Source organism: Candidatus Endoriftia persephonae, assembly GCF_023733635.1.
In the GTDB taxonomy this organism is placed as follows: domain Bacteria; phylum Pseudomonadota; class Gammaproteobacteria; order Chromatiales; family Chromatiaceae; genus Endoriftia; species Endoriftia persephonae.
In genome coordinates, this window is sequence record NZ_CP090569.1 from 2,026,883 (window position 1) to 2,052,645 (window position 25,763).

Genomic DNA, 25,763 nt, shown 5'->3' on the forward strand with positions numbered 1-25,763 from the left:
GATCAGATATCAAATTCGGCCCAGATCGGGCAGTGGTCGGAAGGCTTCTGCATGCCACGGATCTCATAGTCGATGCCGGCATCGCTGCAAGCGGCATTAAGGCTGGCACTGGCCAGGATTAGATCGATGCGCAGACCGCGCTTGGGTTCGCGGTCGAAGCCGCGACTGCGGTAGTCGAACCAACTGAAGCGGTCATCCACCTCGGGATAGTGGCCGCGGAAGGTATCGTGCAGGCCCCAATCCGTGAGCCGCTGCAGCCACTCCCGCTCCTCTGGCAGAAAACAGCACTTGCCGCTCTTCAGCCAGCGTTTAGCGTTGTCCGGACCGATGCCGATGTCGAGGTCGAGCGGTGCGATGTTCATATCGCCGATCACCAGCAGATTGTCGTCTGGGCTGTGATGCTGTTGCAGATAGACGAGCAGATCGGCGTAGAACTTGCGCTTAGCCGGATATTTGACCTCGTGAGACTGGTTCTCACCCTGCGGGAAGTAACCATTGATGACCGTCACCTGATTGCCCTTGTCAGTGGCAAAACGGCCGATGATCATGCGCCGTTGGGCGTCCACCGGGTCGCCGGGGAAGCCCTTCTGCAGCGACAACGGCGCCTGCTTCGAGAGCAGCGCCACGCCGTAATGGGTCTTCTGGCCAAAGTAGGCGGCGTTGAAACCCAGCGCGCTGGTCATCTCCAGCGGGAAGTCCTGGTCTTGGACCTTGCTCTCCTGGATACCGATCACATCCGGATCATGACGCTGTTTCAGCTGCTGCAGCTGGTGCTCGCGAGTACGGATGCCGTTGGTGTTGAATGAGACAATCTTCATCGCTTCGATTCCTGCACTACAAAACTTCCCGGGTCTCTCTGTCACCCATCTCGAAGCCATGCAAATAGGCCTTGCCCCAAGGCAGAAACTCCTGACCGGCCAGCCGGTCGGCGGTATCGGCCTCGACCCGCGCTGCAATCTGATCCGCCGCCCCCAGCTCTCGCAGCACCTGGATCATGCCATTGGCGTACCCCCGGTTGTACCAGAGCTGCAGATCACCATCGGACTCGCTCAGTTCGCCGGTCTCGGCATAGAGCCGCCCCACCAGATCCAGCAGCTGTTGTATGCGTTTGTCCCGGTCCACCCTGTCACCTTGTTCTGCAAGACAGCGGCAAGCCTAGCATGGGGTCTGGTCAGGCTCTAGCTCACTATACCCATGCTAGAATTACGGTTGTTTTTCTGTACAGCTATAGCGATCATGGGGGCATAAAATCACCAAATCAAAATAAAACATGCTGATTGTCATCTCCCCCGCCAAGACCCTCGACTACACCACCCCCCCAGTAACCGAACACCATAGCCTCCCACATTTTCTCGACGAGTCGCAGCGGCTGATCAACATCCTGCGCAACTACTCGGCGCTGGATCTGGCGGAGCTGATGAAGCTCAGCATGAAGCTGGCCAATCTCAACTTCGAGCGCTACCACGAGTGGCACAGGGATTTCACCCCGAAAAATGCCAAACAGGCGGCGCTGGCGATGAAGGGTGACGTCTATACCGGGTTGGATGCGGAGTCGATGTCACAGGCTGGTCTCGACTTCGCCCAGCAACACCTGCGCATCCTCTCCGGCCTCTACGGGGTGCTACGCCCGCTCGACCTAATGCAACCCTACCGGCTGGAGATGGGTACCAAACTACCCAACAAAAACGGCAAGGATCTCTACGCCTTCTGGGGCAGCAAGATCACCGAGGCGATCAACCAGGATCTGGCCGAACAGGGCGATGATATCCTGATCAATCTCGCCTCCAACGAATATTTCAAGTCGATCAAGCCGCAGCTGCTAGCGGGACGCATCATCACCCCGCAGTTCAAGGAGTACAAAAACGGCAGCTACCGCATGATCGGCGTCTACGCCAAGCGGGCGCGGGGTGTAATGAGCCGCTACATCATCGATAATCGTCTTCACGATCCGCAGGCGATCAAGCAGTTTGACCAGGACGGCTACCGCTTTAATCAGACCCTTTCCCAGGGAGATATATGGGTCTTCAGCCGCGGCTAATCGATTCCCACAGCCACTTCGACGACCAGCGTTTCGATGGCGATCGGGAGGCAGCACTGCAGCGCGCCCACGCTGCCGGCGTCACCAGTCAGATCATCGCCGGTATCAAGGCCGAGTGGTGGCCACGCCAGCTGCAGGTCTGCCGCGACTATCCAGGGCTACACCCCGCCTACGGCCTGCATCCAATGTTTGTTGCAGAACATCAGCGGTCACACCTCGAGCAGCTGGCGGAGTGGGTCAGACAGGAACGGCCGGTGGCGATCGGCGAGTGCGGCCTCGATCTCTTCATCGACAATCCGCAGCCCCGGCTGCAGCAGTTCTACTTCGAGGCCCAACTGGAGCTGGCTCACCACTACCAACTGCCCGTGATCATCCACGCCCGGCGGGCAGTGGAGGCCTGCATCAACACCCTTAAGCAATTTCCCGGCCTGCACGGTGTCTTCCACAGCTACTCCGGCAGTAAGCAGCAGGCACACCGGCTGATCGAGATGGGCTTCAGCTTCAGCTTCGGCGGGCCTATTACCTATGAGCGGGCGAACAAGCTGCGCCGGTTGGTGCAGAGCCTGCCACTGGAGTCGATCCTGCTGGAGACCGACTCCCCCGATCAGCCGCTCAGCCAACATCGTGGCGAGCGCAACGAACCCGCCTACCTGCCGCTGGTGCTGCAGACTCTGGCACAACTCAGGAACAACGAAGATCCGCAACAGATCGCACAGCAGACCCGGTGCAACACCGAGCAGCTGTTTGGTCTGGAAGCCCCGCCTTAGTGGTGGATTTTCATGGGGCGTTCTGGTCAAATTGGGCGTCCAAGACGACAGCAAGAGTGGCTTGCCCACCCGATCTACCGGCGGCTTTGAGCATCCGTCGGCAGCACTACCGCCGGCACAGAATGACGACATCCGAATCGAGAATTCCGCAGGATTTTGCGGGCAGCCCGGGTTTGAAGGGTAATGGGCGCATCCGCCTCGCCATCGGTATCGCGGTGATCCTGCTAACGCTGATCTGGCTCACCTCCACCCCCGACAGTGAGCAGACCGACAGCGGCATCGTACCCCCGTCGCCGATCGCTCCGATCCATCGTGAGGCGGGCGCAACCAGCCCATCAGGCACTGCAGAGTCCCCATCGCCGGTTACGCCAGCGGTCTCCTCCGCGCGTCTCGAAATACCTGCACAACAAGCGGATGGCGAGATCGCCCGGGCGTTGATTGCCGCCCTGCGCAATGGCCAACAGCAGCTGGATGCCGACAGCTTACTGAACCGCGCCCTAGAGCTGCAGCAGCAGGGCCGGGTCACCGACGCTTATCTGTTGCTCTTCTTCAACGCCCGCAACGGCCATGGCCCCTCCGCCATGCTGCTCGGCGAACTTCACGATCCGGCCCACTTCACTACCGGCAGTACGCCAATCCAGGAACCCGACCCGCTACAGGCATTCAAATGGTACTCGCTTGCACGGCAGAGCGGCGTGGAGCAAGCGGAAGAACGGCTGGCCGTGTTGCGCTCACACATTGAGCAGGCCGCCGCCGAGGGTGATGGCAATGCCCGCCGGCTGCTGTTGAACTGGCGTTAGGATCTGTCCATAGCTATGCGATTCAGTGCGTTTGTCCTCATCCTCTGCCTGTTTGTCACCAACGTCGCTGCGGAGAACAGCCGCCCGCTGCTGATGCCGGGCAAACAGTCGCTCTACCAGCGCATGCTCAACAAACCCGGCGCGTTGATCTTCCAGAGCCCGGGAGCAGACATCGGCGAGCCCACCAAACCTTTCACTGCCTACTACATCTATCAGCGCCGCGAACAGGCCGGCCAGCAGTGGCTGCAGGTCGGTATCAACCGCCACGGCGATCTGCGGGGCTGGATCCGGGAGCACGAACTGATCCCCTGGAATCAGGGTCTCACCGTTGCCTTCCGTGAGCCGCTGGGCCACGACCGGGTACTGCTATTTCGCGACAATAATGAGCTGAAGCAGCTGATCGAAGCGGACGATCCAGCCGTCTATCGCGAACTCTATTCAGCAGCCGAGAGCGGCCAGCTGCCCGCCGACTCACCGGTGATCGCGATCCAGCCGAGCAACCATGTGGACATCCTGCAGGATTTCTACCTGGTGCCGATCCGCAGCCACGAGGATATCTACCTGGGTAGCGAACCGGCGCGCCTGCTGCAGGTCTCCAGCGTGCCCCTGGAGTCACGCAAACAGGCCCAGCCCAAACCACAGCAGCCGGCTACACCAGCTGCGCCGCTACGCCGGTTCCGCTCCGGCGTGGTGTTTGTCATCGACTCCACCCTCTCCATGGACCCCTACATCGATCGCACCCGCAAGGCGGTGCGCAAGATCTACGATGTGATCACCCGCGAGGAACTCACCGGCGATGTCAGCTTCGGCCTGGTGGCGTTTCGTGACAGCACCGATGCGGTGCCAGAGCTGGAGTACCGTTCGCGAGTCTATGTCGATCTGGAGCAGGGCAAAGACGCCGCTGGCTTCTTTGGCGCGGTTGAGTCGCTGAAGGCGGCCACCGCCTCCAGCAAGGGCTTCATCGAAGATAGCTACGCCGGGGTCTACGACGCCATCGACAGCATCGACTGGCGGGGTCAGGATGCCCGCTACGTGGTACTGATCACCGATGCCGGCCCACGTGAAGCCAGCGACCCGCTCTCCGGCACCGGCCTCAGCGCCGAGTCCCTCAACCGGCTGGCGCGCAACAAGGGCATCGCCCTGTCGGTGCTGCACCTACTCACCCCTACCCCCTACGCCAACCATGCCAAGGCGGAGCAGAAATACCGCGACCTCTCCCACTACCCCGGCATCGGCAGCTTCTACTTTGGCGTCAAGACCGGCGATGTGCAGCGCTTCGGTCGGGTGCTGGACTCCCTCGCCCACCAAATCACCGATCAGGTAAAGATCGCCGCCATGGCCGCCGCCGGGCGCCAGCTGCAGCCGATCCAGCCCCCTGTGGAAATGGCGCAGAGAGCAGAGCCGGACGAGGATCAGAGCCAGCTGGCCGAATTCCAGGCAAAGGTGGCGAAGCTCGGCTATGCGCTGCGCATGCGCTATCTGCAGCGCGATCAGGAACAGCAGATACCAAATCTGTTCAACGCCTGGCTGGTAGACCGGGATCTCAGCGACCCGACGCGCCAGACCCTCGATATCCGGGTGCTGCTGAGCCGCGATCAGCTCAGCGATCTGCACAGCATCATGCGTCAGGTACTGGAGACTGCCGAAGAGGGGCTGCTGTCGCCACGCAACTTCCTCAACGACCTGAAGAGCCTGGCCGCCACCATCGCCCGCGACCCGCAGCAGCTTGGCAGCACCACCCGGGTCAGTGGCGCCCGCGCCGGCAACCTTGCCGACATGGGCTTCATGCGCGAATATATCGAGGATCTGCCCTACACCGGCGAGGTGATGGACCTGTCGCTGGAGAACTGGCAGGATTGGCCGGCCCAGCAACAGCTGGAGTTCATCCACCGGCTGGAAGAGAAGATCAACTACTACCAGGTGCTGCACGACCACACCGACCTTTGGGTCTCCCTAGACGGCGGTCCCATCGACGGCGACTCGGTGTTCCCCCTGGCCATCGAAATGCTCCCTTAGTGAATCAACAACAAGACCCCAACCCGACCAGCCGCCAGAACGGCGAGCGAACCCTGATCTATCACCTGCGCGACGTGGTCAAGACCCGCGAAGTTGAGGGCAGCCGGTTCCGGCTCAAGGTGCCCAGCCTGCAGATCGCGCTGGGTGAAAAGGTCGCCGTGATCGGCGAGAGCGGCAGCGGCAAAAGCACCCTGCTCGACATGCTGGCGATGATCCTGCAACCAACCGAGAGCGGCTCCTTCCGCTTCCGTGCGGAGCGTGGCAGCACACCATTGGATGTGGCCGAACACTGGCGCAAACACCAGCTCAACCAACTCGGCGACCTGCGCCGCCAGCGCATCGGCTACGTGATGCAGACCGGCGGCCTGCTGCCCTACCTGACGGTGCGCGACAACATCGGCCTGTCGCGGCGCCTGCTGCAGCTCCCCGATGACGACCTGGTGGAGGAGCTAGCCCATGACCTAGGCATCAAGCGCCATCTGAACAAACTGCCGCACCAACTCTCGGTGGGCGAGCGTCAGCGGGTGGCGATCGGCCGCGCCCTGGCACATCGCCCCTCCATTGTCATCGCCGACGAACCCACCGCCTCTCTCGACCCAATCGCGGCGGAGAAGATCATGTCGCTGTTCATCGAACTGGTAGAGGAGCTGCACATCACGGTGATCGTCGCCAGCCACGCCTGGCGCCATATCAACCGGCTCGGCCTGCGCCACCTCTCCCACCACACCCGCCGCAGCAAGAGCGGCAGGACCACCGAGACCGTGGTCACTGGTTAATGCCATGTTGAAACGTTTCAAAAACATCCTCTGGCTGGCGAGCCGCGACTACCGCAACGAATGGCAGATGTCGAGCTTCTTTGTCCTCGCCCTGGCCGCCGTACTGGGACCGATGCTGGTGCTGTTCGGGCTAAAGTTTGGCATCGTCGGCAGCATGGTCGATCAGCTGATCGATGACCCACGCAACCGCGAGATCCGCCCGATCGGCAGCGGCCACTACGATCGCAGTTGGATCGAGACCCTGCGCCAACGCCCGCAGGTCGCCTTCATCGTGCCGCGCACCCGCTCCATTGCCGCCACCCTGCAGCTGAAGAGCAAGAATGCGCCGCAGATCGTCACCGTGGAGATGATCCCCACCGAGCGCGGCGACCCACTGCTACAGAGTCTGGACACCCCCGACACGCTGCGCCAACTGGTGCTCTCGGAGTCGGCGGCGCGCAAGCTCAAGGTCAAAAAGGGCGACACTATCAGCGGCAGCCTGGCACGGCGCTTCCGTGGCAAGAGCGAGCGAGTGCACGTAGACCTGACGGTGGTGGATATCGCCCGTGCCGGGGCATTTGGCCGCGACGGCGCATTTGCCCCAGTCTATCTGCTGGAGTCAATGGAGGATTTCCGCGACGGCCATGCGGTCCCGGCGCTCGGCTGGTCCGGTAACCAAAGCAACCCCGATCAGCGCACCTATCCCGGCTTCCGCCTCTATGCCCGCTCGATCTACGATGTGGAGCCACTCAGCAACAGTTTCCAGAGCCAGGGCATCGAGGTTCGCACCCGCGCCGCAGATATCGAGATCGTGCGCGATATGGACAAGAATCTGAGCCTGGTGTTCTGGCTAATTGCGGTGATCGGCCTGGTGGGCTTCGCCTTCTCCCTCAGCGCCAGCCTGTGGGCCAATGTGGATCGCAAGCGCAAGGAGTTGAGCGTGCTGCGGCTGGTCGGGTTTCGTACCGGCGACATCGTCTGGTTTCCGATGCTCCAGTCGATCTTCACCGCGCTGCTCGGCTGGCTCAGCGCGGTGCTGATCTACTTCGGCGTCGCCTGGTTGATCAACGACCGCTTCGCGCCACAGATGCAGAACGGCGAGAGCGTCTGCCGACTGCTGCCGGAGCACCTGCTGGTCGCCCTGGGCATCACCGCCGGCACGGCGATCCTCGCCTCCGCCATCGCCGGCTACCGGGCGGCACGCATCGAACCCTCCGAGGGGCTGCGCGAGATCTGAACTTGGCAAGACATAGGGCGGCCCATGGCCGCCGCCTGTCGTCGATTGAAAACAAGAATGGTGTCGGGCGCGGCCCGACCTATAGCAGGAACCGATGCAACCGCTCGACTCCCTGCTCGAGCCGCTCCAGGCCAGTAGTGTAGGCGAAGCGCAGATGACTCTCGGGGCGATTGAAGCCAAAGTCGAGCCCCGGCGTCACCGCCACCCCTGCCTCCCCCAGCAGTCGCTCCGCCAGCGCGGCACTGTCATCACTGATCGCCTCACAGCCGGCGTAGAGATAGAAGGCGCCTTGGGGGGTCACTGGCAGGTCGAACCCCAGTCCGCGCAGCGCCGGTAGTAGAAAGTCGCGGCGCCGCTGAAACTCCAGCCGGCGCACTTCGAGAATCTCCATCACCTCTGGCGAGAAAGCCACCAAAGCCGCATGTTGCGAGAGGGTCGGGGCGGCGAGAAAGATATTCTGCGCCAACCGGTCGAGGGGATCGACCACCGCTTCAGGGGCCACCAGCCAGCCGAGCCGCCAGCCGGTCATGCCGAAGAACTTGGAGAAGCTGTTGAGCACGAACAGGTCGTCCGCCAGCGCCAGCGCAGTGCCGCCCTCCCCATCGTAGACCAGCCCCTGATAGATCTCATCGACGATCAACACCCCGCCAAGCCGCTGCACCGTACGGTGCAGTGCCTTCAGCTGCGACTGCGACAACAGGGTGCCGGTGGGGTTGGCGGGTGAGGCGACCAGCACCGCGCAGCTATCCTCGCGCCAGTGTTGTTCCACCAGCTCGGCGGTGAGCTGATAGCCGGTATCAGCTCCCACCGGGATGCCCAACGGCGTGCCCTCAACCAGCTCCACAAAGTGACGGTTACATGGGTAGCCCGGATCGGCCATCAGCACGCTCTGCCCAGGATTGACCAGCACACTCATCACCAGCTGCAGGGCACCTGAGGAGCCAGGGGTGACGATCACTCGCTGTGGATCCAGCTCCACCCCATAGCGGTGACGGTAGAAGCCGGCAATCGCCTCGCGCAGCGCCGGCAATCCCTTGGCCGGGGTGTAGTGGGTCTCGCCAGAGGCCAACGCCGCCTGCCCCGCCGCCACGATCGGTGCCGGAGTGGGGAAGTCAGGCTCGCCGATCTCCATATGGATGATCGAGCGCCCCTGAGCTTCCAGGCCACGGGCACGGGCCAGCAGATCCATTACATAGAAGGGCTGGATGCGTGCCATCCGGTCAGCGATCTGTACCACTGCTCAGGCTCCGGCGTGGAAGCGGCGCAGCAGCGCCAGATCGACATGATCGGCACCACCCGCATCGCCGCTGATGACCCGGAAACCATCACCCGGCTCACCGAGCTGATCCAGCACCAGTTCGGCGCCGTTGAAGTCGTGATCCTCAGTGTAGTCATTGGTGGTCACCAGCACCGTGTTGATGCCTGCGCCGACAGCAGATTTGACGCCGTTTTCAGAGTCCTCAAAGGCAACACAGACGTCCGGGCTGATATCCATCTGCTGCATTGCCCAGCTGTAGATATCAGGGGCGGGCTTCTTCGCCGGCACGATATCACCAGCGGCGATCACCTCGAACCAACCCTCAGCATCCGCATCCAGGCTGTGCTGCAGCAGCGCACCAACATTGGCCGGAGTGGTAGTGGTGGCGATCGCCAGTCGCAGCCCGGCCTCACGCGCCTCCTGCAGCAGCCGCTTCACGCCGCTGCGCATGGGAATGGCACCTTCGGCCAGCATGTTGGTGTAGTGAGCGGTCTTTTTCTTGTGCAGATCGGCAATGAAACTATCCAGGTCATCGGGACGCTCGAATCCCGTGTTGAAGTGATCCAGATAGAAGCGGATGCGCTCCTTGCCGCCGGTAACCTCCAGCAGCTGACCATACAACTCCACTGACCAATCCCAGTCGAGCCCAGCATCGGCAAACGCCTTGTTGAAGGCCACTCGGTGGCCATCCCGCTCGGTATCGGCCAGGGTTCCGTCCACGTCAAAGATCAGGGCTTGCAACTCTGCCATCGATTCTCTCCACAAATGCAAAAACCGGCCTAGCTTACCCAATGCCTCGCCCCCTTTCACCTTCCATCCCAGCGGGAATCAGGCAGCGGCTTAGCGAATCTGCCCTGCCACACAAAAAAGATGGGAGGATGCACCTGAATATAAAAGACAATGGTCTATTCAAACCTCACCCCCTCCAGCAGAGCACATGGGCGAAACAGATGGGGTATCCAGATATTTTGTCAGCAAGAGATCCAGTATGCCTCACGAGATTATCGATAAAGAGAGTGTCAGCAACTATCTGAAACGCCTGCAGCAGAAGATCTGCCGCGCGCTGGAGGAGACCGGAGAGACTGCCCGATTTGTCCCCGATGCCTGGCAACGGGAGGGCGATGGCGGGCTGGGGGGCGGTGGCATCAGCTGTGTACTGCAGGATGGGACAGTGTTTGAACAGGCCGGCGTCAACTTCTCCCATGTCAGCGGCAAGCAGCTGCCGGGCTCCGCCAGCACCCACCGCCCGGAGCTAACCGGACGCGCCTTTGAGGCGATGGGCCTCTCCATCGTCATTCATCCGCAGAACCCCTATCTCCCCACCTCCCATGCCAATGTGCGTTTCTTCATCGCGGAGCACGAAGACGCCGATCCAGTCTGGTGGTTCGGCGGTGGTTTTGACCTGACCCCCTACTACGGCAATGAGGAGGACTGCCACCACTGGCACCAGAGCGCCAGAGCTATCTGCGAACCTTTTGGAAGCGACCTCTACCCGCACCTGAAGCAGCAGTGCGACGACTATTTCTACCTCAAACACCGCCAGGAGCCGCGTGGCATCGGTGGGCTCTTCTTCGATGACCTGAACGCGTGGGGCTTTGAACGATGCTTCCAGTTCATGCAAAGTGTGGGCGACGGTTATATCGAGGCCTATCTGCCCATCGTCGAACGGCGCAAAGCCACTGAATATGGACCGCGGCAGCGGGATTTTCAGCTCTACCGGCGCGGCCGCTATGTGGAGTTCAACCTGCTCTACGACAGAGGCACCCTGTTCGGACTGCAGTCGGGCGGACGAACCGAATCGATCCTGATGTCGATGCCGCCCGCAGTGAAGTGGCGGTACAATTGGCAGCCGGAGCCCGGCACTGAAGAGGCCGAACTCTATACCAAATACCTCAAACCCAGGGCTTGGGCCGACCCCGAGGAAGAGATATAGGGCGCCCCCTGGCCGCCGCGTATAATCGATTGCAATCAAGGATAATGTCGGGCACGGCACGACCTATACATGTGCCATGTTTAATTGCCGCGTTATAAACAAAGAGAGAGGCCACAGGAGGACCACAATCCATGGCAGACAAGACTCCAGACCACAATAAGCTCGACCAGATCGTCGCCGAGGCCCGCAACAACCGCGAACAGCGCGAGCAGGGCTACCGGGAAAAAGCGCTGAAGATGTACCCCTGGATCTGCGGCCGCTGCCGGCGCGAATTCACCCGCGCCAACGTGCATGAGCTGACCGTGCACCATAGAAACCACGACCACGACTATAACCCACCGAACGGCAGCAACTGGGAGCTGCTCTGCCTCTACTGCCACGACAACGAACACTCCCGCTATCTCGACAGTGACGGCAGCGGTGAGTCCTCATCAGGTAGTGCAAAAGAGTCGAGCCACAATCCGTTTGCCGCCCTCAAATCCCTGATGGAAAAAGAGGATTAGGGAGCCATCTGAACGAATCGTAAACTCGCACCTTGGGTCCAGCATCCGACACTTTTCTGAATCCCAATCTGCTTCGCCCAGGTTCATTCAGAGCGCCTTAGCCAGCGGGCCCCTTCCACGATGAAGGAATACATATAGGTCACGACGAAGGCCCCCGCGATAAACAACGTGGCTGACGGAATGAGCCATGCGGCTATCAGCGTCACATTGACCGTGCCAATCGCAATGACCGACTTGGACCACCCCCGGATGAGCGCGGGCATCTTGTAGGGCACGAGCATTGATATGGTATGCAGCAGAAACAGCGGGATTAGCAAACTCCCAGGCTCGAACCCTAAGGGTTGTTCAAGCAGCAGAATGAACAGCAGGTGACGCATGAGTTCATTAGTCGGCGACCCTCCCCCGGAGACAGCTTCGGGATTGAGCCGGGAAGTGGCGCGGATGATGACCGAACCCGCCGCGATTGCACTTGCAATCAGGATCATGCCGCCGAAATGCGCGCCAACCGCCAGCGCCAAGGCAACGTGAGCGACAGCGTCGCAAACGTTATCAAGATCGGCGCCGAAGCGGCTCCGGATATTCAGTTTGCCGGCCAGAACGCCATCGAGGTCGTCCATGACATTATTGAAGATGATTAACGGGATGACGTAACGGTAGCCGTCATCAAGGAACAGTAATACCAGAGGCAGTACACCGAGAATCGATGTCACATTGGCTAGGTTCCGGTAAAGGAAGTTTTTCTGCATTTTTTCCATCTTTACCTCCACATCAGGGTGAATTTAGTTAGCCCGCCAAGCCGCGAAAATAACCGCGCCTTATGAATGTTCAGGCTGCCTCCGTTTCAAGTACGAAAAAATGGTTTTCCAGCTTCGGGAACGGGATTTCCAGTGCCTTGGGTAAACGATTCAACCAGGGATTTCCCAGTCGCATCACCCAATAGGTCAAAGGGCCAACAATCTGTAGCATCTGAGCCGACTCCGGCACGAGTCCCTTCCATTTTTTGATCAGTTCACACCCCATCTGCATGAGGACGTAAGGTTCATTCCGTTCGGCATGCCGAACCGTCAATCCGCATTGCCTGAAGATCCGCCTGTAATTCTGCATGGATCGGTAGACAACCGGATAGTCACCCGCATACGTCTCGGTTCCCCCCCGGACAGTGGACTCGCGACACAGAATGATCCCACCCGGCTCGAGGCTTGCAACCAGCCTCCCCAACAGGGCGATCACGTCTTCTTCATCAAGGTACATGAGCAGGCCACCGAGAAAAATCAGGCAGTAGTGAGCATCGGGTTCGAACGACAGGACATTGCCGAGTACCGGACGAATGTTCGGGTAGGCGGCGGATCGCGCCTCCAATGCCTGGTAGAGTGCGCCGCTACCCTCGACGGCGACTACGCGGGAGAAGCATCGAGCGAATGCTGCGGCCCAATATCCAACACCACATCCAAGGTCGAGAACCGTGCCATTCGGATTCACACCCTGGAGTAGCCGCCAAACGATCCGAGATTCCGCTCGGAAACGAAAATGGCCCGCACCCACCGGAAAACCGAAGTCATCCATCCTATATGGCCCGAGGATCGATGATCTAACCCCGGCCCAATAGCGACTGACCGCAGCGTGGTCGATCTCAGGCATGAATGGCCATCGACTCGAGACTGACAAGGGAACGGTCCGTAGCGGGACTGGGAGCGCCAAACAGCTTTTCCGCTTCGTCCAGGTCCACCAGAGTATCGATTTCGTACCACCGGTCTGCGTTGAAGAAGACCGCTTCGAACGCGAGCGAATCGTCGGCGACCATGTCCGCGAATACGGTCTCGTAATACACGCCAAGCCTGCCATCCGAAACGTAGCCACTCAACCTTTCTTCCATCGTCTGCCAAGTCTTCATCGACAGACTGTAGATGTTCACCGTCTTATACCGGGGCATATCGCATTCGCCGCAGTCGGGGCGAAAAGCCGTAACCCGACTCTCGGAGCCAAGTACCACCGTAGTGCCATTCATCCAGGGACGAAGGTGGGAAATTGCGATTCTGTCCGGATAGAGCATGCCGTCCAGCATCTCAGCCTCAAAAACCAGATCACTTTCTAACAGCAGGAACGGTTCCTGAACCTGCTGCCGGGCCAGCCACAGGGAATAGAGGTTGTTGGTGGTTCGGTACTCGGCATTGAAAACGTAATCGACCCGTATGCCGCCCGCATTGTGACGCAGAAATTCACGGATTTGGTCGCCCTGGTGTCCAACTACCACCACCAGCCGCTCAATCCCCTTTGCCCGCAGGTTGTGAATCAAACGATCGAGGATCGGGCGGCCGCCGACCTCGGTGAGGCACTTTGGCGCATTTTGGGTCAATGGCCGCAGGCGGCTTCCCGTCCCTGCGGCAAGCAAAAGTGCGGTGGTTGAGCGGTTAAAATCAGTCATAATCGGCCCTCGCTGAGTGAGTGGTTCACTGCAATCTCTGGTTCAAAAACGGGCACAGTTTCCGGCGCCAAACACCTGTAATCTTGATCCTGGTCACATCATTTTTTGTCTCCTTCACGCTCTCTCGATAAAGGTATTCTTTATCGGGGAAAATACCCCCGTTACTTCTGATATCATTCGGAACGAGGCTGGCAACCCTCTCCCTGTTGGCTTTGGCATCCCGTGGGCTAACGCACCAGCGAAGGTCCGCCCCGGCGGCCTCCCTGATCCACTACTCGAATTCTTCTCAGGATCCTTGCAGCCATTTACACATGTTCGATATTCCGTTTAGCATCCGTTGAAGGGTCAATTCCGTTGCATATGGATACGCCACAATCCATACGATTAGCATTCCGGTTGCGGTAGCGTTGCGTATGCTTTTTCTCTCTGCATCCTTGTGCAGAAATATCGACATTCGCCACTTCGCCGCACATCGAACAACTAGCGCATTTGGCGGTGCGCGATGATTACAGTGGAAACTACGCCACCTGATCTTGAATGCGGCAACTATCGGCAGGAAGAAACATTAAGGAGGGCAAGAACGCCGCAGAACTAGGCGAGTTTAGCGCATTTAGGCCACGATATCAAACTCAGAAGCATTCCCAGGAGCGTTGGCAATAGATTACCCGCAGGTTAGATGCGTTTATCCAAACCTTTCATAGACTGCCGGGATTGGAATAAGACATCATGGAGCGGAATGCATAAACAGCGTTGACGCAGGGACACGATAATGCGCTGACTTAACCAAGCCAGCTGCGAGCGGCCAGACTAACCGAAGCCTCGTTCCACAACCGCTGTACCAATCTCAAGGCGACTGATAGCCACCAAGGATCAGCCCAGCTTGGTGGCGGCGAGCTGTCGCACCACCAGCTGGGTGCCGAGCAGTGACAACACCACATAGGCGGCAAAGTAGACTAGCCCAACCTGCACCTCGGCCTCGGTCAGGTCCTGGCCGCTGTTGGCAAAGTAGGCCACCAGGATCGCCACCACGAAGACATCCGCCATCGACCATTTACCGATCTGGTGGCTGAAGTGCAGGCCGCGACGGATCAGGTGGTGCTCTGAATTCCACTAGGGTAATGGTCACCAGCAAGGTCTTGAGAAACGGCAATACCACGCTGAACAGAAACAGCAGCAACGCCAACCACAGATTGCCGTTCTGCCACAGCGCGCCGATGGTGGAAAGGATGCCCTTCGACTTGAACTGGAACACCGTCTCTCCCAGCAGTGGCAATTCCTTACTCGCCTCCACCGAGAGAATCGGTGTGGTCAGTCCGACCAGCAGCGAGAGCAACGCCACTATCAGCATCGTGTAACCCAGGTCGATCCAACGCCGATTCAGCAGCCAGCTGAGCAGAAACAGCCCTGCCGCGGTGAGAACAAAGGCTGCCAGTAGCCATTCTACCGACTCCTTGTAGGCCTGCTGCAGTTGCTTGTGCTGATACAACCCCTGCGTCTGCTGCGACTCCGCTTCGCTGCTGTCGTAGAGTCCCAAGGTCAGCGTCTCCAGCCACTCCCGTCCCACCGACTCCAGCCGGTTGCCGGCCTCCAGTTGCTGCACGATATAGAGCGTCTCCCGTTCGTAGGCATGGGCCTGCTGCCAGGTCAGCCAACTGCACAGCAGCAGAAACAGCGCCAGCGCAACGATCGCCGCCCAAAGATAGGCCCGGCTCACTATCGGCTCAACAACAACTGCCCCCGCCGGAGCCACCATCACCCGCCTCTCCTTCACCGAAGGGGGTGCTGCTACCGCAGTCGTCAAAGATGCCGAAGTGGGTTTGCCAACTCCCATAGAAGTCGAAATAATCGCGGAAGCGAGTCTCGTTGAGCATCCGGTAGGTGTTGCCGCAGACCAGGAACATCTTGCCCTTCTGGATCAGATGGTGGCCGTCGAGTAGAAACGACTCCTCGCTGCCCTCGATGCCACCCTTGTAGACCACCGCCTGGCCGTAGTCCTCGCAGGCCGGCTCCAGCCCCTCCAGCTTGAACAGCCGGTAGGTGGCCGACCAGAAGCCGATGTGGCCGATCTTCTGCTCGATATCGGCGTTGTCGATGGTGATCGGCCTGTCTTCCACCAGCCGCGGGTCGGCAAAGCCCACCTTTTTCGCCAGGTTCTGAAAGTCGTTCCAGTAGAGCGCGCCGCTCAGGCACTCACCGTAGAGCACTGGGTCTTCGAGCAGCGCCTGGGGCACGCGGCGGTCGGCGTAGACATCGGAGAAGTAGAGTTCGCCGCCAGGCTTGAGCAGCCGGTAGGCCTCGCGCAGCACCGCCTCCTTGTCGGGGGAGAGGTTGATCACACAGTTGGAGACGATGATATCGAAGCTTTCATCCTCCAGACCCAGCATATCAAGCTGTTCAATGTGACCGAGACGGAATTCCACATTGCTGCGGGCATAGCCAAAACGCTCCCGGTGCCAGTCGAGATGGCGATTCGCCACCGCCAACTGCTCCTCAGTCATGTCGACCCCCAGCACATAGCCGCTCTCACCGACCATCTGCGCCAGCGCGTAACAGTCGCGTCCGGAGCCGCTGCCCAGGTCGAGGATGCGCATCCCCTGCAGCAGGTCGGGCGCCACCAGGCCGCAACCGTAGTAGCGCGCCATCACCTCGTCGTGCACATTCGCCAGCGCCTTGCGCAGCCGCTGTGGCATCTGCGCATCGGTGCAGCAGGCATTGGTCTTGAGATCGTGACTGCCCTGCAGCTCCTGGCCGTAATAGGCCTTCACCGAATCTTTCATGAATCTTCATACTCCCGGGCCTGAACTCGCCGTGTCGCCCACTTGAAAAGGATTAGGGCGGCCCACATTATTACGAATCCAAGCCTCAGTCGAATGGAGCAAACACAGAATTATGAGTGGAATCCGCACAACCTTGCTGCTGGCGGCGCTGACCGGGCTGCTACTGGTGGCCGGACAGGCAATGGGCGGCCAGACCGGGCTGGTGATCGCCCTGATCCTGGCCGCAGTGATGAACTTCGCCTCCTACTGGTACTCCGACCAGCTGGTGCTGAAGATCTATCGCGCCCAGCCTGCCAGCCCCGCCGAAGCGCCGGTGCTCTATGATGTGGTGCGTGAGCTCTCCAGCCGCGCTGGGATGCCAATGCCCAAGGTCTACCTACTGCCAGAGCAGGCCCCCAACGCCTTCGCCACCGGACGCGATCCGCAGCACGCGGCGGTGGCCGCCACCCACGGTCTGCTGCGCATGATGAGCCGCGAGGAGCTGGCTGGGGTGATGGCCCACGAGCTGGCCCATGTCAAACACCGCGACACCCTGACCATGGCGATTGCCGCCACCATCGGCGGGGCGATCGCGATGCTGGCCAACATGGCACAGTTCGCAATGCTGTTTGGCATGCGCAGTAGCGACGGGGAGAACAGCAACCCGTTTGCGGCGATCCTGATGATGATCCTGGCGCCGATCGCCGCCTCGCTGATCCAGATGGCGATCTCCCGCTCCCGTGAGTATGTGGCGGATGCCGAGGGCGCGGCGATCTGCGGCAACCCATTGTGGCTGGCTAGCGCCCTGCGCAAGCTGGGGCAGGCGAGCCAACGGATCCCGATGCCGGAGGCGGAAAGCCACCCCGCCTCGGCCCATCTGTTCATCGTCAACCCCCTCAGCGGGCGCAACCTAGCGCAGCTGTTCGCCACCCATCCGCCCCTGGAGGAGCGTATCCGCCGCCTGGAGAATGCCGCCTACGGTCGGGGGTGAGGCCACCCCGTCCAGCCAGCATGAGATCAAGGCGGGGTGAGGTGTAAAATAGCCCTCTGGAATCAAGAATCACAAAGGGAAACCCCATATCTGAGCATATTCACTACGGCTGCGCCTGTAACTCGACTCTCATCGACATGCTGGATAACGCGGGGCTGGAGTTGACCCAGCGTGAATGTGTGAATTCCTGAAGGGCAGCGCAGCCGCTGGCGCATTTCTCGGCATGGGGCGGCGCGCATCGACCCCGCCCGCTCGGCTTTCGACCGCAACTTAAAAATCACCCTGCATCACGATGCGCCGATCACCGGCATCGAAATGCGCAATGTTGCCTGGAGCGCCGTCAACCGGGTCACTACCAGCGCTAAGGAGCTGGGGCCGGAAGAGCGCTTTACACCGTTTGAAGCGATGCGTGCGATTACCGCAGATGCCGCCTGGCAGAATTTCAGGAAGCTCGCAAGGGCACCCTGGAAGCAGGCAAGCTGGCAGACATAACGGCACTCTCCGCCGACCCGATGGCCGTTGAGCCAGTAAAAATCAGAGAGCTTCAGGTTCTGGAGTCGATCAAAGAGGGAAGCAACATCTACCGAAGGGCATAGCAGCTGCCGCCGGCTGCACGGCTTATTTTTTGCCATGCAGCCAACTGTGACACTAAAAGAGGCTACTCACAGGGTTTGAAGAAACGCCCCTCCTCCATCGCCTCACGGCACTCGGCACCACTCTGGGTCAACCCGCTCGGCACCTGTACCAGCTCTTCCCGCTCCATGCCGAGCAGCTGCCGCGCCGCATCGCAAGCCTGGGTGCGTGCGCACTGGCCGCGGCTGCCGCAGACCTGCTTCTGCAGCGCCTGACAGGGGCTCTTCCGGTTGGTACTGCGCCGCTTGGTGCAGACCTGGAAATAGTTCTCGTTGTTAAGCGCATCCAGACAGAGGCGACGGCTGTCGAGTTCCACACCCTGCCAAATCGGGTTGAGCCCGCGGTTGCGTAATTCTTCCTTCTCCAGGGACAGCAGCTGCCTTGCCGGATCACAGGCGGGATGCTTCTGGCACTCATTGTGGATCCCGCATACCTTACGCACCAGTTGCATGCAGGCCACCTGTTCCATCTCCCGCTGCTGTCGCTCATGGGACTCCAACAACTCCGCATCCATCACCACCACCCCGTCACGCACGATGATCACCGCACCGTTGTCGAGCTGGTGCACCCCGTCCCAGAGCGGCTGACTCTCGCCTTGCGCGCTGCGACTCGCCTTGTTGGTTTGCGGGTCGATGGAGATTCGGCTGCCATCCTGCATCAGGCCCTCCCAGGGTAGGGGCTCAGCCAGCAACGACAGCGGAAGGATCAATAGAGAAACAATCAGCGATATCCGGTAGAAAACAGCTTTCATCTTGCAGGCCCCGCCTCAACTGCACGCATATGACTGAGTCAGACTAACATAATCCACCTGTAGGTCATTGTTCAGGATCAGTTTTATCTACAGTCAGCAGACAGGGGGACGGGCCTGTCCCGATAGACTTGTCAGGCCGTCCGGTTAGACTGTCCCATAAGGAGCCTGCCTATGTGGATCACAACCGACCAACTCCTGCTGCTACTGCTGTTGCTAACGACCAACGGTGCCCCGCTGCTGGCGCGGGAGCTGTTGCACTCGGGCTTCAACCACCCGATCGATAGAGGCCACAGGCTCGCCAGCGGCCAACCCCTGCTCGGTCCCTCCAAGACCTGGCGTGGCGTCATCGCAGCACTGCTGCTGACACCACTGGTATCACTGCTGCTCGGTCTGGGCTGGCTGCTCGGGTTGGTCATTGCCCTGTTTGCGATGCTCGGTGACATCAGCTCCAGTTTCATCAAGCGGCGTCTGGGGATGCCCTCGAGCAGCATGGCGCTGGGCCTGGATCAGATCCCCGAATCGCTGCTTCCGCTACTCGCCTGTCGGCTGCTGATCGAGCTACCGCTGACACAGCTGGCGCTACTGGTTGTGCTCTTCTTCATCACCGAGTTGCTGCTCTCCAGGGTGCTGTTCTGGTTGCACATCCGGCGCCACCCCTATTAGGGCGTCCCGTGGCCACCGCGCATAATGGAAGGATGATGTCGGACGCGGTCCGACCTGTCTATAGGGCGGCCCGCAGCCGATGCAGGGTTACCTCCGGCGGGCAGTTGAGGCGCACGTTGACTATGCTGCTACCGGTGCCGACGGAGGTGTAGCCACGCATGCCATTGTAGTCCCAGGGACCTGAGCCCATGTAGCGCGGGCACTTGGCATCGAGGGTGATGGGAATACCGCCCGGCAGACAGATCTGGCCACCATGAGTATGGCCGCAGAGCATCAGATTGAACCCAGCATGGGCTGCCTGACGATAGATCTCCGGGGTGTGGCTGAGCAGGATCGAGACCGCCTCCAGCGGGATCGCGTGGGCCGCCTTCTCAATATTGTCGACTCGGAAGTAATGAGCGTCATCGATTCCCACCAGATAGATTCGCGCCTCCCCCCGCTCGATGAACTGATGTTCATTGAGCAGCATGCGAATGCCCATCGCCTCCAGCGCCGGTAGCATGGTGACACTGTCATGGTTTCCCAGCACCCCGTAAACCGGCTGGCGCAACCCGCTCATCAGCACACCCATCCACTCGATTGCCGCCTCCACCGGCCCATGGGTCTGGGCCCGGTAGTCGCCGGTGAGCACGCAGGCGTCGTACTCCAGCTCCCGCACCGTCTCAACCATCGCGTGGACCGCCGGGGGATAGATATCGGCATGGATGTCGCTCAGCTGCAGCAGGGTGTAGCCGTCGAACTCTGGCGACAGTCCCTTGATCGTCACCTCGTGACGGCGCACTTGGATATCGAGGGTGTTGCGCAGTCCCCGGCGATAGAGCCCCACCAGGCGCAGGCTGTTACGGATCAGCGAGTGGACCGAATACCAGTTCTCCGGGTGGAAAAAGTTGATGCCGTTGCCGAAGACCCTGGGCTTGGTCTCCTCCTCAATACCCAGCCGCAGGCGAGCATGCAGCCTGCCAAGGCGCTGTTCCAACTGTTGCCTGATCTCCTGCTCCATGCTTCAAATCTAACCCGGAAGCAGACTCTTCACCAGCTTCGAATCACGATTACGGAACAAAGGTTGCGGGATTTGATGCGGCGGTGCTGCGCGTCTTCCATAGGCAGAAAAAACGAGCGGCCTGAGCCGCCCGCTGACTCCCAACATGAAATCGATTATTCGACCTGGATGATCATCCGCCGCGCTGCATGGCTCATCTCCCCAACATAGCTGCCAGGGGCCAGCAGCCGCCGCACTGCGACACCGTTGTCGAGGCGCGACTGCAGATCAGCGAGGAACGCGGCAAAGCTGGTGTGCAGTGCCACCGGTCCATCGGGCTGGACGATCGAGTAGAGGCCCACCTCATTGGAGCCCTGGACCACCATGAAGTCACCTTCCAGCCCCAGCAGATCGATGCGCGCACCGGCCTGGCTGATGTGGTGGAAACGCCCCACCCCTTCCAGGTTGAGCAGTAGGCTCTGGTCGACAATGCTCACCCCGGCGGCGCTGGCTGGATCCCAGCTCACCACCAGTACCGCCGGCAGGGCCGAGAGATCCTCCAGGGTCTGGGCGGTGAAGTCGGCCGGGGCACTGCCAAAGGGGGTGACGAAGCCACGTGCCCGCATCGCTGCGGCGATGGCAAAGCTGGAGGTGTTGAGGCTCGAGGTATCAATCTCGTAGTGGTTGGGATCGGCATCCTGCTCCGCTGTGATGCCAGTGCCGCTGAAGTCGAACGCTTCGGCCTTGCGATGGCTGAAGCGGTCCACCACCATGGCGAAGCCGTCCACACTGTTCTCGGCAACAGTGCCGCGCAGGGTGGTCAGGTGCATCCGTACCAGACCCTCGCTGGCATCCATCGTCAGGGCGCCGGGGGTGGTCTCGGTAAGAGTGCCAAAGACCCGCAGCCGCTGGCCGACCGAGATCTCATCCTTGCTGAAGTCGCCGCTGGAGAGCTGCTTCTTCACCTGGGTGTTGTCACCCAGGGTCACGCTCACCTGGTCGCGGAAGATCACGCTGCCGTCGCTACGCACCAGGGTTGCACCTTTGACAGTGAGGATGTCGCCGCTACGTGCGACCACATCACCAGTGACCACGTCGCTGTCGCCGCCGGGCACGCTGGAGCCAGCATAGACCTCGGTTGCCTCGAAGCGGCGCGGGCCAAACTTCAGATCACCCACCGCGATGGTGGCAGAGAAGGTCGGCATCGCCGCCAGTGCGCTCAGCCCTGCCGTGCCGGTATAGCTCTGGCCATCAATCTCGAACTGGGTGGTGTCGGTGGTCTCTATCTGCAGGGTGCCGAAACGTTCGTCATTGGTCAGACGATGATGGAACGGACGCATCACGACCGTGTAACTACCGGCGGCCTCATTGACCTGCTTTAGCGGACCACGCACCCGATGGGGCTTGGGCCGCTCGGCATCCACCTCGGCGATCAGCACTGGCTCGATGGTGGTCACCACCTCACTGCCGAACTCGGTGCGGTGGGAGGCGTTGAGGTCGAAGTCGAGGGTCAGATTGGCGGGGATGCCAGGGGCGATCAGCAGCCGGTTGTGCTCCTCCAGCTTGACCTCTACATCCAGACTGGTAACCAGGTTGCCGTCACTGTCGATCAGCCGATCCACATCAACGATCTCACCCGCCGCGTTCTCCACCTGGATCACTGCGTTGCTATAGTCGAGCGACAGGGTGCCCGCCACATAGAAGCCCGAGGGCACGGTGGCGGCGGTGAGAAACTCGGTCATATCGACATACTGGGCAAAGTCAACAGTGGTCTGTAGCGGCAGGGTCTCCACCACCTCGCCATTCGCCTTGGTCAGGGTGATGGCGGTGACATCAACCGTGTAGGTGGCAAAGTCGCCCGCCGCATCGGTCAGACCAACCCAGACATCACCGCTCTCCCCTTCGACCGAGCCACCACCACAGCCACCCAGCAGTGCGGCAAAGCCGATCGCTGCCAGCAGTGAACCCAACTGCAGGAAGCGCCGCAACGCCGCGCCACCTGCCCTAAAAACACTGAAATCTTTGCTATCCACAACAGTTCTCCTCTGTTTGAACTGACTCAAAGGCGACCGGATCGACGCCTGTAGTCAGAACAACGCAGCTGAAGGAGATCGGTTGACAGGGATTGAGTACGGCGGCGTGACATCCATCACAAGCCGCTGGCTGGGAGATTATCGACCCGGCCACCAAATGATTGGTGGTGATCTGTCTGATTGCCGAGGTATCGGCAGCAGGGATGCAGCCATCAAGCCTTCAAGGATGAATTCACGGCGCCCTCAACCATCAGACATGGACCGCATCGTCCGTCAGCACCACTTCCGGGCGACTCGAGGTTCGAGGCCATTGTTCGGTGCGCCGGTACGTTTCGGCTCGAGAGCGAAGGCCTTCGCTGACATCAAGCACGACCTCATGAACCGCTTGGCGTGTGCGAAGATGGTTGTCTAGCTCGACGAGCAGATCACCATGCCGGCGCGTCACCTGGAAATCCAGATCGATCTCCCCTTCCAGGCGAGTCAACACCTCCGCCAGACCGATGGTTGCCGTACCACCTTGTGGCGAGACGTAAAGAAGATCCAGCATCGCATTTTTCTCACGACACAAGGCAATCGCACGCTCCACCGCCACGGGGCCAAATACCTCATCGCCGGCCAAGACCACACTGGGCTGCACTGTATCGGCTATGCCCGGAATGAATCGCGTGGAACGGGCCAGCACCTCGGCCTTCTGTTCCGCAAGGAGCATCTCCCCAGCATCCGCATAGGTCAACGCCTCGCCCATCGTCTTCAATATCTCTTTGATGCCTTTCAACATGCTTCTCTCCGCGGATTCCGGCGATAAAAAAACAGGCCCGATGAATCAACCAGTAGCAGCACACCAACGGCACTGCCAGGAACGGTTGCCGAGTTCCACGCACACTGCGCACGCATCATCCGGTACCGGCCGTCTCAAAACTCGATGTTCATAGCTGTGATCATCAGCAGCAGAAAAATCATTGTCATAACACCCGCTCCTGCACCATTGGCCAGAAAGACATAGCCAATCCAGATCACCACTGCCGCCAGGATCAACGGCTTGCGTAGTCGTTTGAATCTCTTGTCCATCACCCATGCACTCCGCTTGAAGTGGACAATACTTGATACCTCACTGAGCGCCCGGCCGACTTCAAGATGAGAGACTTCAAGACCAAACCCACCACTCCATCAGAAGACCACATTCATCATCAGCATCATCACCACCAAGAACAGCAGGGTCATGATGCCGCCTGCGCGCATGAAGTCTGGCACACGGTAACCACCTGGCCCCATGATCAGGGCATTGACCTGATGGGTCGGGATCAGAAAGGAGTTGGAGGTGGCGATGGCCACGGTCAGGGCGAACACGGCGGGGTCGGCATCCGCGCCGATGGCAATATTCACCGCCAACGGCACCAACAACACCGTGGCACCCACATTCGACATCACCAGGGTAAAGAAGGTCGACAGCAGCGCCACTGCCGCCTGGATCACCCAGGTCGGCATCTGCCCCACCACCTCAAGCACCTGTTCGGCGATCCACTTTGCCGTACCGGTGGTCTCGACCGCCAACCCTAGGGGGATCAGTGAGGCCAGCAGGAACACCGTCTTCCAGCTCACGGCCTCGTAGGCCTCTTCGATGCTGAGCACCCCGCAGAGCACCATGCCTATAGCGCCGGTGAGCAGCGCCACCGAGAGGCGCAGATCGGTGAACAACACCAGTCCCAGAGCAACAGAAAAGAACAACAGTGCATAGCCGATCTTCTGCGGACGCAGTTCCTCATGGGGATACTCGGTGGTCACCAGCACAAAGTTGCGGTCCTTCTCGATGCGGGTCAGGGCATCCCAGGCGGTATGCACCACTAGAGTGTCGCCGGCCTGAAAGGGGGTGTTGCGGATCTCATCGCCCTCATGCAGCGTCTTGCCGTTGCGGTGCAGACCAACCATCGCCAGGCCATAACTCTTGCGCATCCAGACATCACGGGCACTCTTGCCGATCAGACTGGAACCGGGCGGTATCACCACCTCAGCGATACCGGCCTTGGTGGGAGCCAGGGCCTCGGCGAAACTGCGCAGCCCCTGGCGCTGTTTCAGAGCATACTTTTCGATGAAGTGGTCGAGATCACAGGGGTCGGCCACCAGCCCCAACACCATCCCCCTCTGGATCTCGGTGGTGCGGGCCAGGGTGCCCGGACCGACTCGGGTCTCCTCGCCAAGACGTTTACTGGCGATCACCCGCACCCGGTATTTGGTCTCCACATCATCCAGTCGCTTACCCACCAGAGGGCTGGTGTCCGGCACCACCAGTTCCGATAGGGAATAGTTGATGCCGTAGACATCCTGGAAATACTTCATCGGATCGGAGCCACTGGTGCTGCTCTCGTTCCCGCTAGCCGGCAGCACAAACCGACCGGCCAATACGAAATAGATGATGCCGGTCGCCACCAGGGCCAGCCCCACCGGGGTGACGGAGAAGAGCGACCAGGTCGTCATCTGCTGTTCCGCTGGCAGCGCCTGGTTGGAGGTGAGAATCAGATCGTTGAGCAGGATCAGGGGACTCGATCCCACCATCGTGATGGTGCCGCCGAGAATGGCGCAGAACCCCATCGGCATCAGCAGGCGTGACATCGGCAGCCCGGAACGGGCAGAGATACGTGAGACCACCGGCAGAAACAGCGCGGCGGCGCCGACATTCTGCATAAACGAGGAGATGACACCGACGGTGCTGGAGATGATGGGGATGATGCGCGCCTCACCGCTGCCACCGACCTTCAGGATGAAGCTGGCCACCCGGCTCATGATACCGGTCTTGTCGAGACCGGCGCCGATGATCATAACCGCGATGATCGAAATCACCGCATTGGAGGAGAAGCCATCGAACAGATGCTGGGTGTCGACCAGACCCTGTGCCAGCCCCATGACGGGCGCCAGCAGAGAGGTCAGCCCCAATAACACCATCACCGTGGTGGCGGCCACATCCACTCCCACCACCTCAAAGGCGAATAGATAGATGGTAAAGAGCAGCAGGCCGCTAACCCAGGCGATCTCGATACTAGGCACCACCTTTGCCATGTAGAGGGCAATAACCGCGAATATCGCGGCCGCAATCCATTGCTTGCGATCCAGGCCCTTGGCCTGCGCGACCATGCGCTCCTCATCGGCAAGTGAGATCAAGACCTTTCCTCCTTTGTCAGCCCAGCAAAAATCCGCTCAATCCCGCCGCACCAGCGGCAAGAAGACGACTTTATG

Annotated in this window: 27 protein-coding genes; 10 read left to right on the forward strand and 17 right to left on the reverse strand. The window is 60.3% G+C overall.

Annotated features, from left to right (window positions below; translation table 11 throughout):
* Positions 1–2: 2 nt before the first annotated feature.
* Together xthA and L0Y14_RS09065 are read right to left on the reverse strand one after the other, a co-directional pair.
* Positions 3–818 (reverse strand): exodeoxyribonuclease III, encoded by an 816-nt coding sequence (xthA, locus tag L0Y14_RS09060; RefSeq protein ID WP_005958719.1) that lies wholly within the window; start codon positions 816–818, stop codon positions 3–5.
* A gap of 16 nt (positions 819–834) precedes the next feature.
* Positions 835–1,122 carry a hypothetical protein gene (locus L0Y14_RS09065; protein WP_006473739.1) on the reverse strand — a complete coding sequence of 96 codons (288 nt, stop codon included), beginning with the start codon at positions 1,120–1,122 and terminating at the stop codon, positions 835–837.
* Between the two features lie 148 nt (positions 1,123–1,270).
* Between L0Y14_RS09065 and yaaA the strand changes: the two genes are divergently transcribed.
* The 6 genes from yaaA (at position 1,271) to L0Y14_RS09095 (ending at position 7,613) form a co-directional block, all read left to right on the forward strand.
* Positions 1,271–2,038, forward strand: coding sequence for a peroxide stress protein YaaA (gene yaaA, locus L0Y14_RS09070; RefSeq protein WP_005958723.1), 768 nt, complete (start codon positions 1,271–1,273; stop codon positions 2,036–2,038).
* A complete protein-coding gene (locus L0Y14_RS09075) occupies positions 2,017–2,805 on the forward strand; it encodes a TatD family hydrolase (protein WP_005958725.1) in 789 nt (262 codons plus the stop codon). The genes yaaA and L0Y14_RS09075 overlap by 22 nt, the downstream gene beginning before the upstream one ends.
* Positions 2,806–2,978: 173 nt before the next feature.
* Entirely contained in the window at positions 2,979–3,605 is a 627-nt protein-coding gene (locus L0Y14_RS09080) for a hypothetical protein (protein WP_006473738.1), read from the forward strand.
* Between the two features lie 15 nt (positions 3,606–3,620).
* Positions 3,621–5,621 (forward strand): vWA domain-containing protein, encoded by a 2,001-nt coding sequence (locus L0Y14_RS09085; RefSeq protein ID WP_005958727.1) that lies wholly within the window; start codon positions 3,621–3,623, stop codon positions 5,619–5,621.
* Positions 5,621–6,397, forward strand: a complete 777-nt coding sequence (locus L0Y14_RS09090; protein ID WP_006473737.1) for an ABC transporter ATP-binding protein — start codon at positions 5,621–5,623, stop codon at positions 6,395–6,397. The genes L0Y14_RS09085 and L0Y14_RS09090 overlap by 1 nt, the downstream gene beginning before the upstream one ends.
* A 4-nt stretch (positions 6,398–6,401) precedes the next feature.
* Positions 6,402–7,613, forward strand: a complete 1,212-nt coding sequence (locus L0Y14_RS09095; protein WP_005958729.1) for an ABC transporter permease — start codon at positions 6,402–6,404, stop codon at positions 7,611–7,613.
* A 79-nt stretch (positions 7,614–7,692) separates the two neighbouring features.
* Here the strand turns inward: L0Y14_RS09095 and L0Y14_RS09100 are convergent, their stop codons facing one another.
* Both L0Y14_RS09100 and L0Y14_RS09105 read right to left on the reverse strand, forming a co-directional pair.
* A complete protein-coding gene (locus tag L0Y14_RS09100) occupies positions 7,693–8,829 on the reverse strand; it encodes a pyridoxal phosphate-dependent aminotransferase (protein ID WP_039959511.1) in 1,137 nt (378 codons plus the stop codon).
* 24 nt (positions 8,830–8,853) lie between these two features.
* Positions 8,854–9,621 (reverse strand): HAD family hydrolase, encoded by a 768-nt coding sequence (locus L0Y14_RS09105; RefSeq protein ID WP_006473736.1) that lies wholly within the window; start codon positions 9,619–9,621, stop codon positions 8,854–8,856.
* Between the two features lie 238 nt (positions 9,622–9,859).
* Between L0Y14_RS09105 and hemF the strand changes: the two genes are divergently transcribed.
* Both hemF and L0Y14_RS09115 read left to right on the forward strand, forming a co-directional pair.
* The gene (gene hemF / locus L0Y14_RS09110; protein ID WP_006473735.1) at positions 9,860–10,804 is read left to right on the forward strand and encodes an oxygen-dependent coproporphyrinogen oxidase; all 945 of its coding nucleotides are present in this window, start codon (positions 9,860–9,862) and stop codon (positions 10,802–10,804) included.
* Between the two features lie 131 nt (positions 10,805–10,935).
* Positions 10,936–11,307 carry a YajD family HNH nuclease gene (locus L0Y14_RS09115; protein WP_005958733.1) on the forward strand — a complete coding sequence of 124 codons (372 nt, stop codon included), beginning with the start codon at positions 10,936–10,938 and terminating at the stop codon, positions 11,305–11,307.
* 83 nt (positions 11,308–11,390) lie between these two features.
* Here the strand turns inward: L0Y14_RS09115 and L0Y14_RS09120 are convergent, their stop codons facing one another.
* The 6 genes from L0Y14_RS09120 to L0Y14_RS09145 form a co-directional block, all read right to left on the reverse strand.
* Positions 11,391–12,062, reverse strand: a complete 672-nt coding sequence (locus L0Y14_RS09120) for a CDP-alcohol phosphatidyltransferase family protein (RefSeq protein WP_039959515.1) — start codon at positions 12,060–12,062, stop codon at positions 11,391–11,393.
* 70 nt (positions 12,063–12,132) lie between these two features.
* The gene (locus tag L0Y14_RS09125; protein ID WP_240991562.1) at positions 12,133–12,870 is read right to left on the reverse strand and encodes a class I SAM-dependent methyltransferase; all 738 of its coding nucleotides are present in this window, start codon (positions 12,868–12,870) and stop codon (positions 12,133–12,135) included.
* Positions 12,871–12,937: 67 nt separating this feature from the next.
* Positions 12,938–13,729 (reverse strand): phosphocholine cytidylyltransferase family protein, encoded by a 792-nt coding sequence (locus L0Y14_RS09130; protein WP_005958735.1) that lies wholly within the window; start codon positions 13,727–13,729, stop codon positions 12,938–12,940.
* 870 nt (positions 13,730–14,599) lie between these two features.
* Complete coding sequence (locus L0Y14_RS09135; protein WP_005958736.1) at positions 14,600–14,773, reverse strand: paraquat-inducible protein A; 174 nt, start codon at positions 14,771–14,773, stop codon at positions 14,600–14,602.
* Between the two features lie 7 nt (positions 14,774–14,780).
* The gene (locus L0Y14_RS09140; protein WP_006473731.1) at positions 14,781–15,482 is read right to left on the reverse strand and encodes a paraquat-inducible protein A; all 702 of its coding nucleotides are present in this window, start codon (positions 15,480–15,482) and stop codon (positions 14,781–14,783) included.
* A complete protein-coding gene (locus L0Y14_RS09145) occupies positions 15,451–16,506 on the reverse strand; it encodes a methyltransferase domain-containing protein (protein WP_005958738.1) in 1,056 nt (351 codons plus the stop codon). The genes L0Y14_RS09140 and L0Y14_RS09145 overlap by 32 nt, the downstream gene beginning before the upstream one ends.
* A 112-nt stretch (positions 16,507–16,618) precedes the next feature.
* Between L0Y14_RS09145 and htpX the strand changes: the two genes are divergently transcribed.
* Positions 16,619–17,476: a zinc metalloprotease HtpX gene (htpX, locus tag L0Y14_RS09150; RefSeq protein ID WP_005958739.1), complete on the forward strand. Its 858-nt coding sequence runs from the start codon at positions 16,619–16,621 to the stop codon at positions 17,474–17,476.
* Between the two features lie 287 nt (positions 17,477–17,763).
* Here the strand turns inward: htpX and L0Y14_RS16750 are convergent, their stop codons facing one another.
* The gene (locus L0Y14_RS16750) at positions 17,764–18,108 is read right to left on the reverse strand and encodes a hypothetical protein (protein ID WP_005958740.1); all 345 of its coding nucleotides are present in this window, start codon (positions 18,106–18,108) and stop codon (positions 17,764–17,766) included.
* 26 nt (positions 18,109–18,134) lie between these two features.
* Positions 18,135–18,860, reverse strand: a complete 726-nt coding sequence (locus L0Y14_RS09160) for a hypothetical protein (RefSeq protein ID WP_005958741.1) — start codon at positions 18,858–18,860, stop codon at positions 18,135–18,137.
* 171 nt (positions 18,861–19,031) lie between these two features.
* On the opposite strand from L0Y14_RS09160, the gene L0Y14_RS09165 reads away from it, so the two are divergent.
* Positions 19,032–19,523, forward strand: coding sequence for a CDP-archaeol synthase (locus L0Y14_RS09165; RefSeq protein ID WP_005958742.1), 492 nt, complete (start codon positions 19,032–19,034; stop codon positions 19,521–19,523).
* A gap of 58 nt (positions 19,524–19,581) precedes the next feature.
* Here L0Y14_RS09165 and L0Y14_RS09170 read toward each other — a convergent pair whose 3' ends face one another.
* The 5 genes from L0Y14_RS09170 to L0Y14_RS09190 form a co-directional block, all read right to left on the reverse strand.
* The gene (locus tag L0Y14_RS09170) at positions 19,582–20,523 is read right to left on the reverse strand and encodes a metallophosphoesterase (protein ID WP_005958743.1); all 942 of its coding nucleotides are present in this window, start codon (positions 20,521–20,523) and stop codon (positions 19,582–19,584) included.
* A 155-nt stretch (positions 20,524–20,678) separates the two neighbouring features.
* A complete protein-coding gene (locus L0Y14_RS09175) occupies positions 20,679–22,535 on the reverse strand; it encodes a DUF4382 domain-containing protein (protein ID WP_006473728.1) in 1,857 nt (618 codons plus the stop codon).
* 250 nt (positions 22,536–22,785) lie between these two features.
* A complete protein-coding gene (locus tag L0Y14_RS09180) occupies positions 22,786–23,313 on the reverse strand; it encodes a hypothetical protein (protein ID WP_005958745.1) in 528 nt (175 codons plus the stop codon).
* A 134-nt stretch (positions 23,314–23,447) separates the two neighbouring features.
* On the reverse strand, positions 23,448–23,603 hold the full coding sequence (locus L0Y14_RS09185) for a hypothetical protein (protein WP_006473727.1): 156 nt from the start codon (positions 23,601–23,603) through the stop codon (positions 23,448–23,450).
* A gap of 99 nt (positions 23,604–23,702) precedes the next feature.
* Complete coding sequence (locus L0Y14_RS09190; protein WP_005958747.1) at positions 23,703–25,688, reverse strand: SLC13 family permease; 1,986 nt, start codon at positions 25,686–25,688, stop codon at positions 23,703–23,705.
* Positions 25,689–25,763 lie beyond the last annotated feature (75 nt).

Coding starts and splice junctions, on each gene's coding strand:
- L0Y14_RS09115 (WP_005958733.1), top strand. CDS start 10,936: ATGGCAGACAAGACTCCAGACCACAATAAGCTCGACCAGATCGTCGCC.
- yaaA (WP_005958723.1), top strand. CDS start 1,271: ATGCTGATTGTCATCTCCCCCGCCAAGACCCTCGACTACACCACCCCC.
- L0Y14_RS09130 (WP_005958735.1), bottom strand. CDS start 13,729: ATGACTGATTTTAACCGCTCAACCACCGCACTTTTGCTTGCCGCAGGG.
- L0Y14_RS09140 (WP_006473731.1), bottom strand. CDS start 15,482: ATGGTGGCTCCGGCGGGGGCAGTTGTTGTTGAGCCGATAGTGAGCCGG.
- L0Y14_RS09100 (WP_039959511.1), bottom strand. CDS start 8,829: ATGGCACGCATCCAGCCCTTCTATGTAATGGATCTGCTGGCCCGTGCC.
- L0Y14_RS09120 (WP_039959515.1), bottom strand. CDS start 12,062: ATGGAAAAAATGCAGAAAAACTTCCTTTACCGGAACCTAGCCAATGTG.
- xthA (WP_005958719.1), bottom strand. CDS start 818: ATGAAGATTGTCTCATTCAACACCAACGGCATCCGTACTCGCGAGCAC.
- L0Y14_RS09165 (WP_005958742.1), top strand. CDS start 19,032: ATGTGGATCACAACCGACCAACTCCTGCTGCTACTGCTGTTGCTAACG.
- L0Y14_RS09135 (WP_005958736.1), bottom strand. CDS start 14,773: ATGGCGGATGTCTTCGTGGTGGCGATCCTGGTGGCCTACTTTGCCAAC.
- L0Y14_RS09105 (WP_006473736.1), bottom strand. CDS start 9,621: ATGGCAGAGTTGCAAGCCCTGATCTTTGACGTGGACGGAACCCTGGCC.
- L0Y14_RS09085 (WP_005958727.1), top strand. CDS start 3,621: ATGCGATTCAGTGCGTTTGTCCTCATCCTCTGCCTGTTTGTCACCAAC.
- htpX (WP_005958739.1), top strand. CDS start 16,619: ATGAGTGGAATCCGCACAACCTTGCTGCTGGCGGCGCTGACCGGGCTG.
- L0Y14_RS09095 (WP_005958729.1), top strand. CDS start 6,402: ATGTTGAAACGTTTCAAAAACATCCTCTGGCTGGCGAGCCGCGACTAC.
- L0Y14_RS09160 (WP_005958741.1), bottom strand. CDS start 18,860: ATGAAAGCTGTTTTCTACCGGATATCGCTGATTGTTTCTCTATTGATC.
- L0Y14_RS09125 (WP_240991562.1), bottom strand. CDS start 12,870: ATGGATGACTTCGGTTTTCCGGTGGGTGCGGGCCATTTTCGTTTCCGA.
- L0Y14_RS09075 (WP_005958725.1), top strand. CDS start 2,017: ATGGGTCTTCAGCCGCGGCTAATCGATTCCCACAGCCACTTCGACGAC.
- L0Y14_RS16750 (WP_005958740.1), bottom strand. CDS start 18,108: ATGGCAAAAAATAAGCCGTGCAGCCGGCGGCAGCTGCTATGCCCTTCG.
- L0Y14_RS09185 (WP_006473727.1), bottom strand. CDS start 23,603: ATGGACAAGAGATTCAAACGACTACGCAAGCCGTTGATCCTGGCGGCA.
- hemF (WP_006473735.1), top strand. CDS start 9,860: ATGCCTCACGAGATTATCGATAAAGAGAGTGTCAGCAACTATCTGAAA.
- L0Y14_RS09145 (WP_005958738.1), bottom strand. CDS start 16,506: ATGAAAGATTCGGTGAAGGCCTATTACGGCCAGGAGCTGCAGGGCAGT.
- L0Y14_RS09180 (WP_005958745.1), bottom strand. CDS start 23,313: ATGTTGAAAGGCATCAAAGAGATATTGAAGACGATGGGCGAGGCGTTG.
- L0Y14_RS09170 (WP_005958743.1), bottom strand. CDS start 20,523: ATGGAGCAGGAGATCAGGCAACAGTTGGAACAGCGCCTTGGCAGGCTG.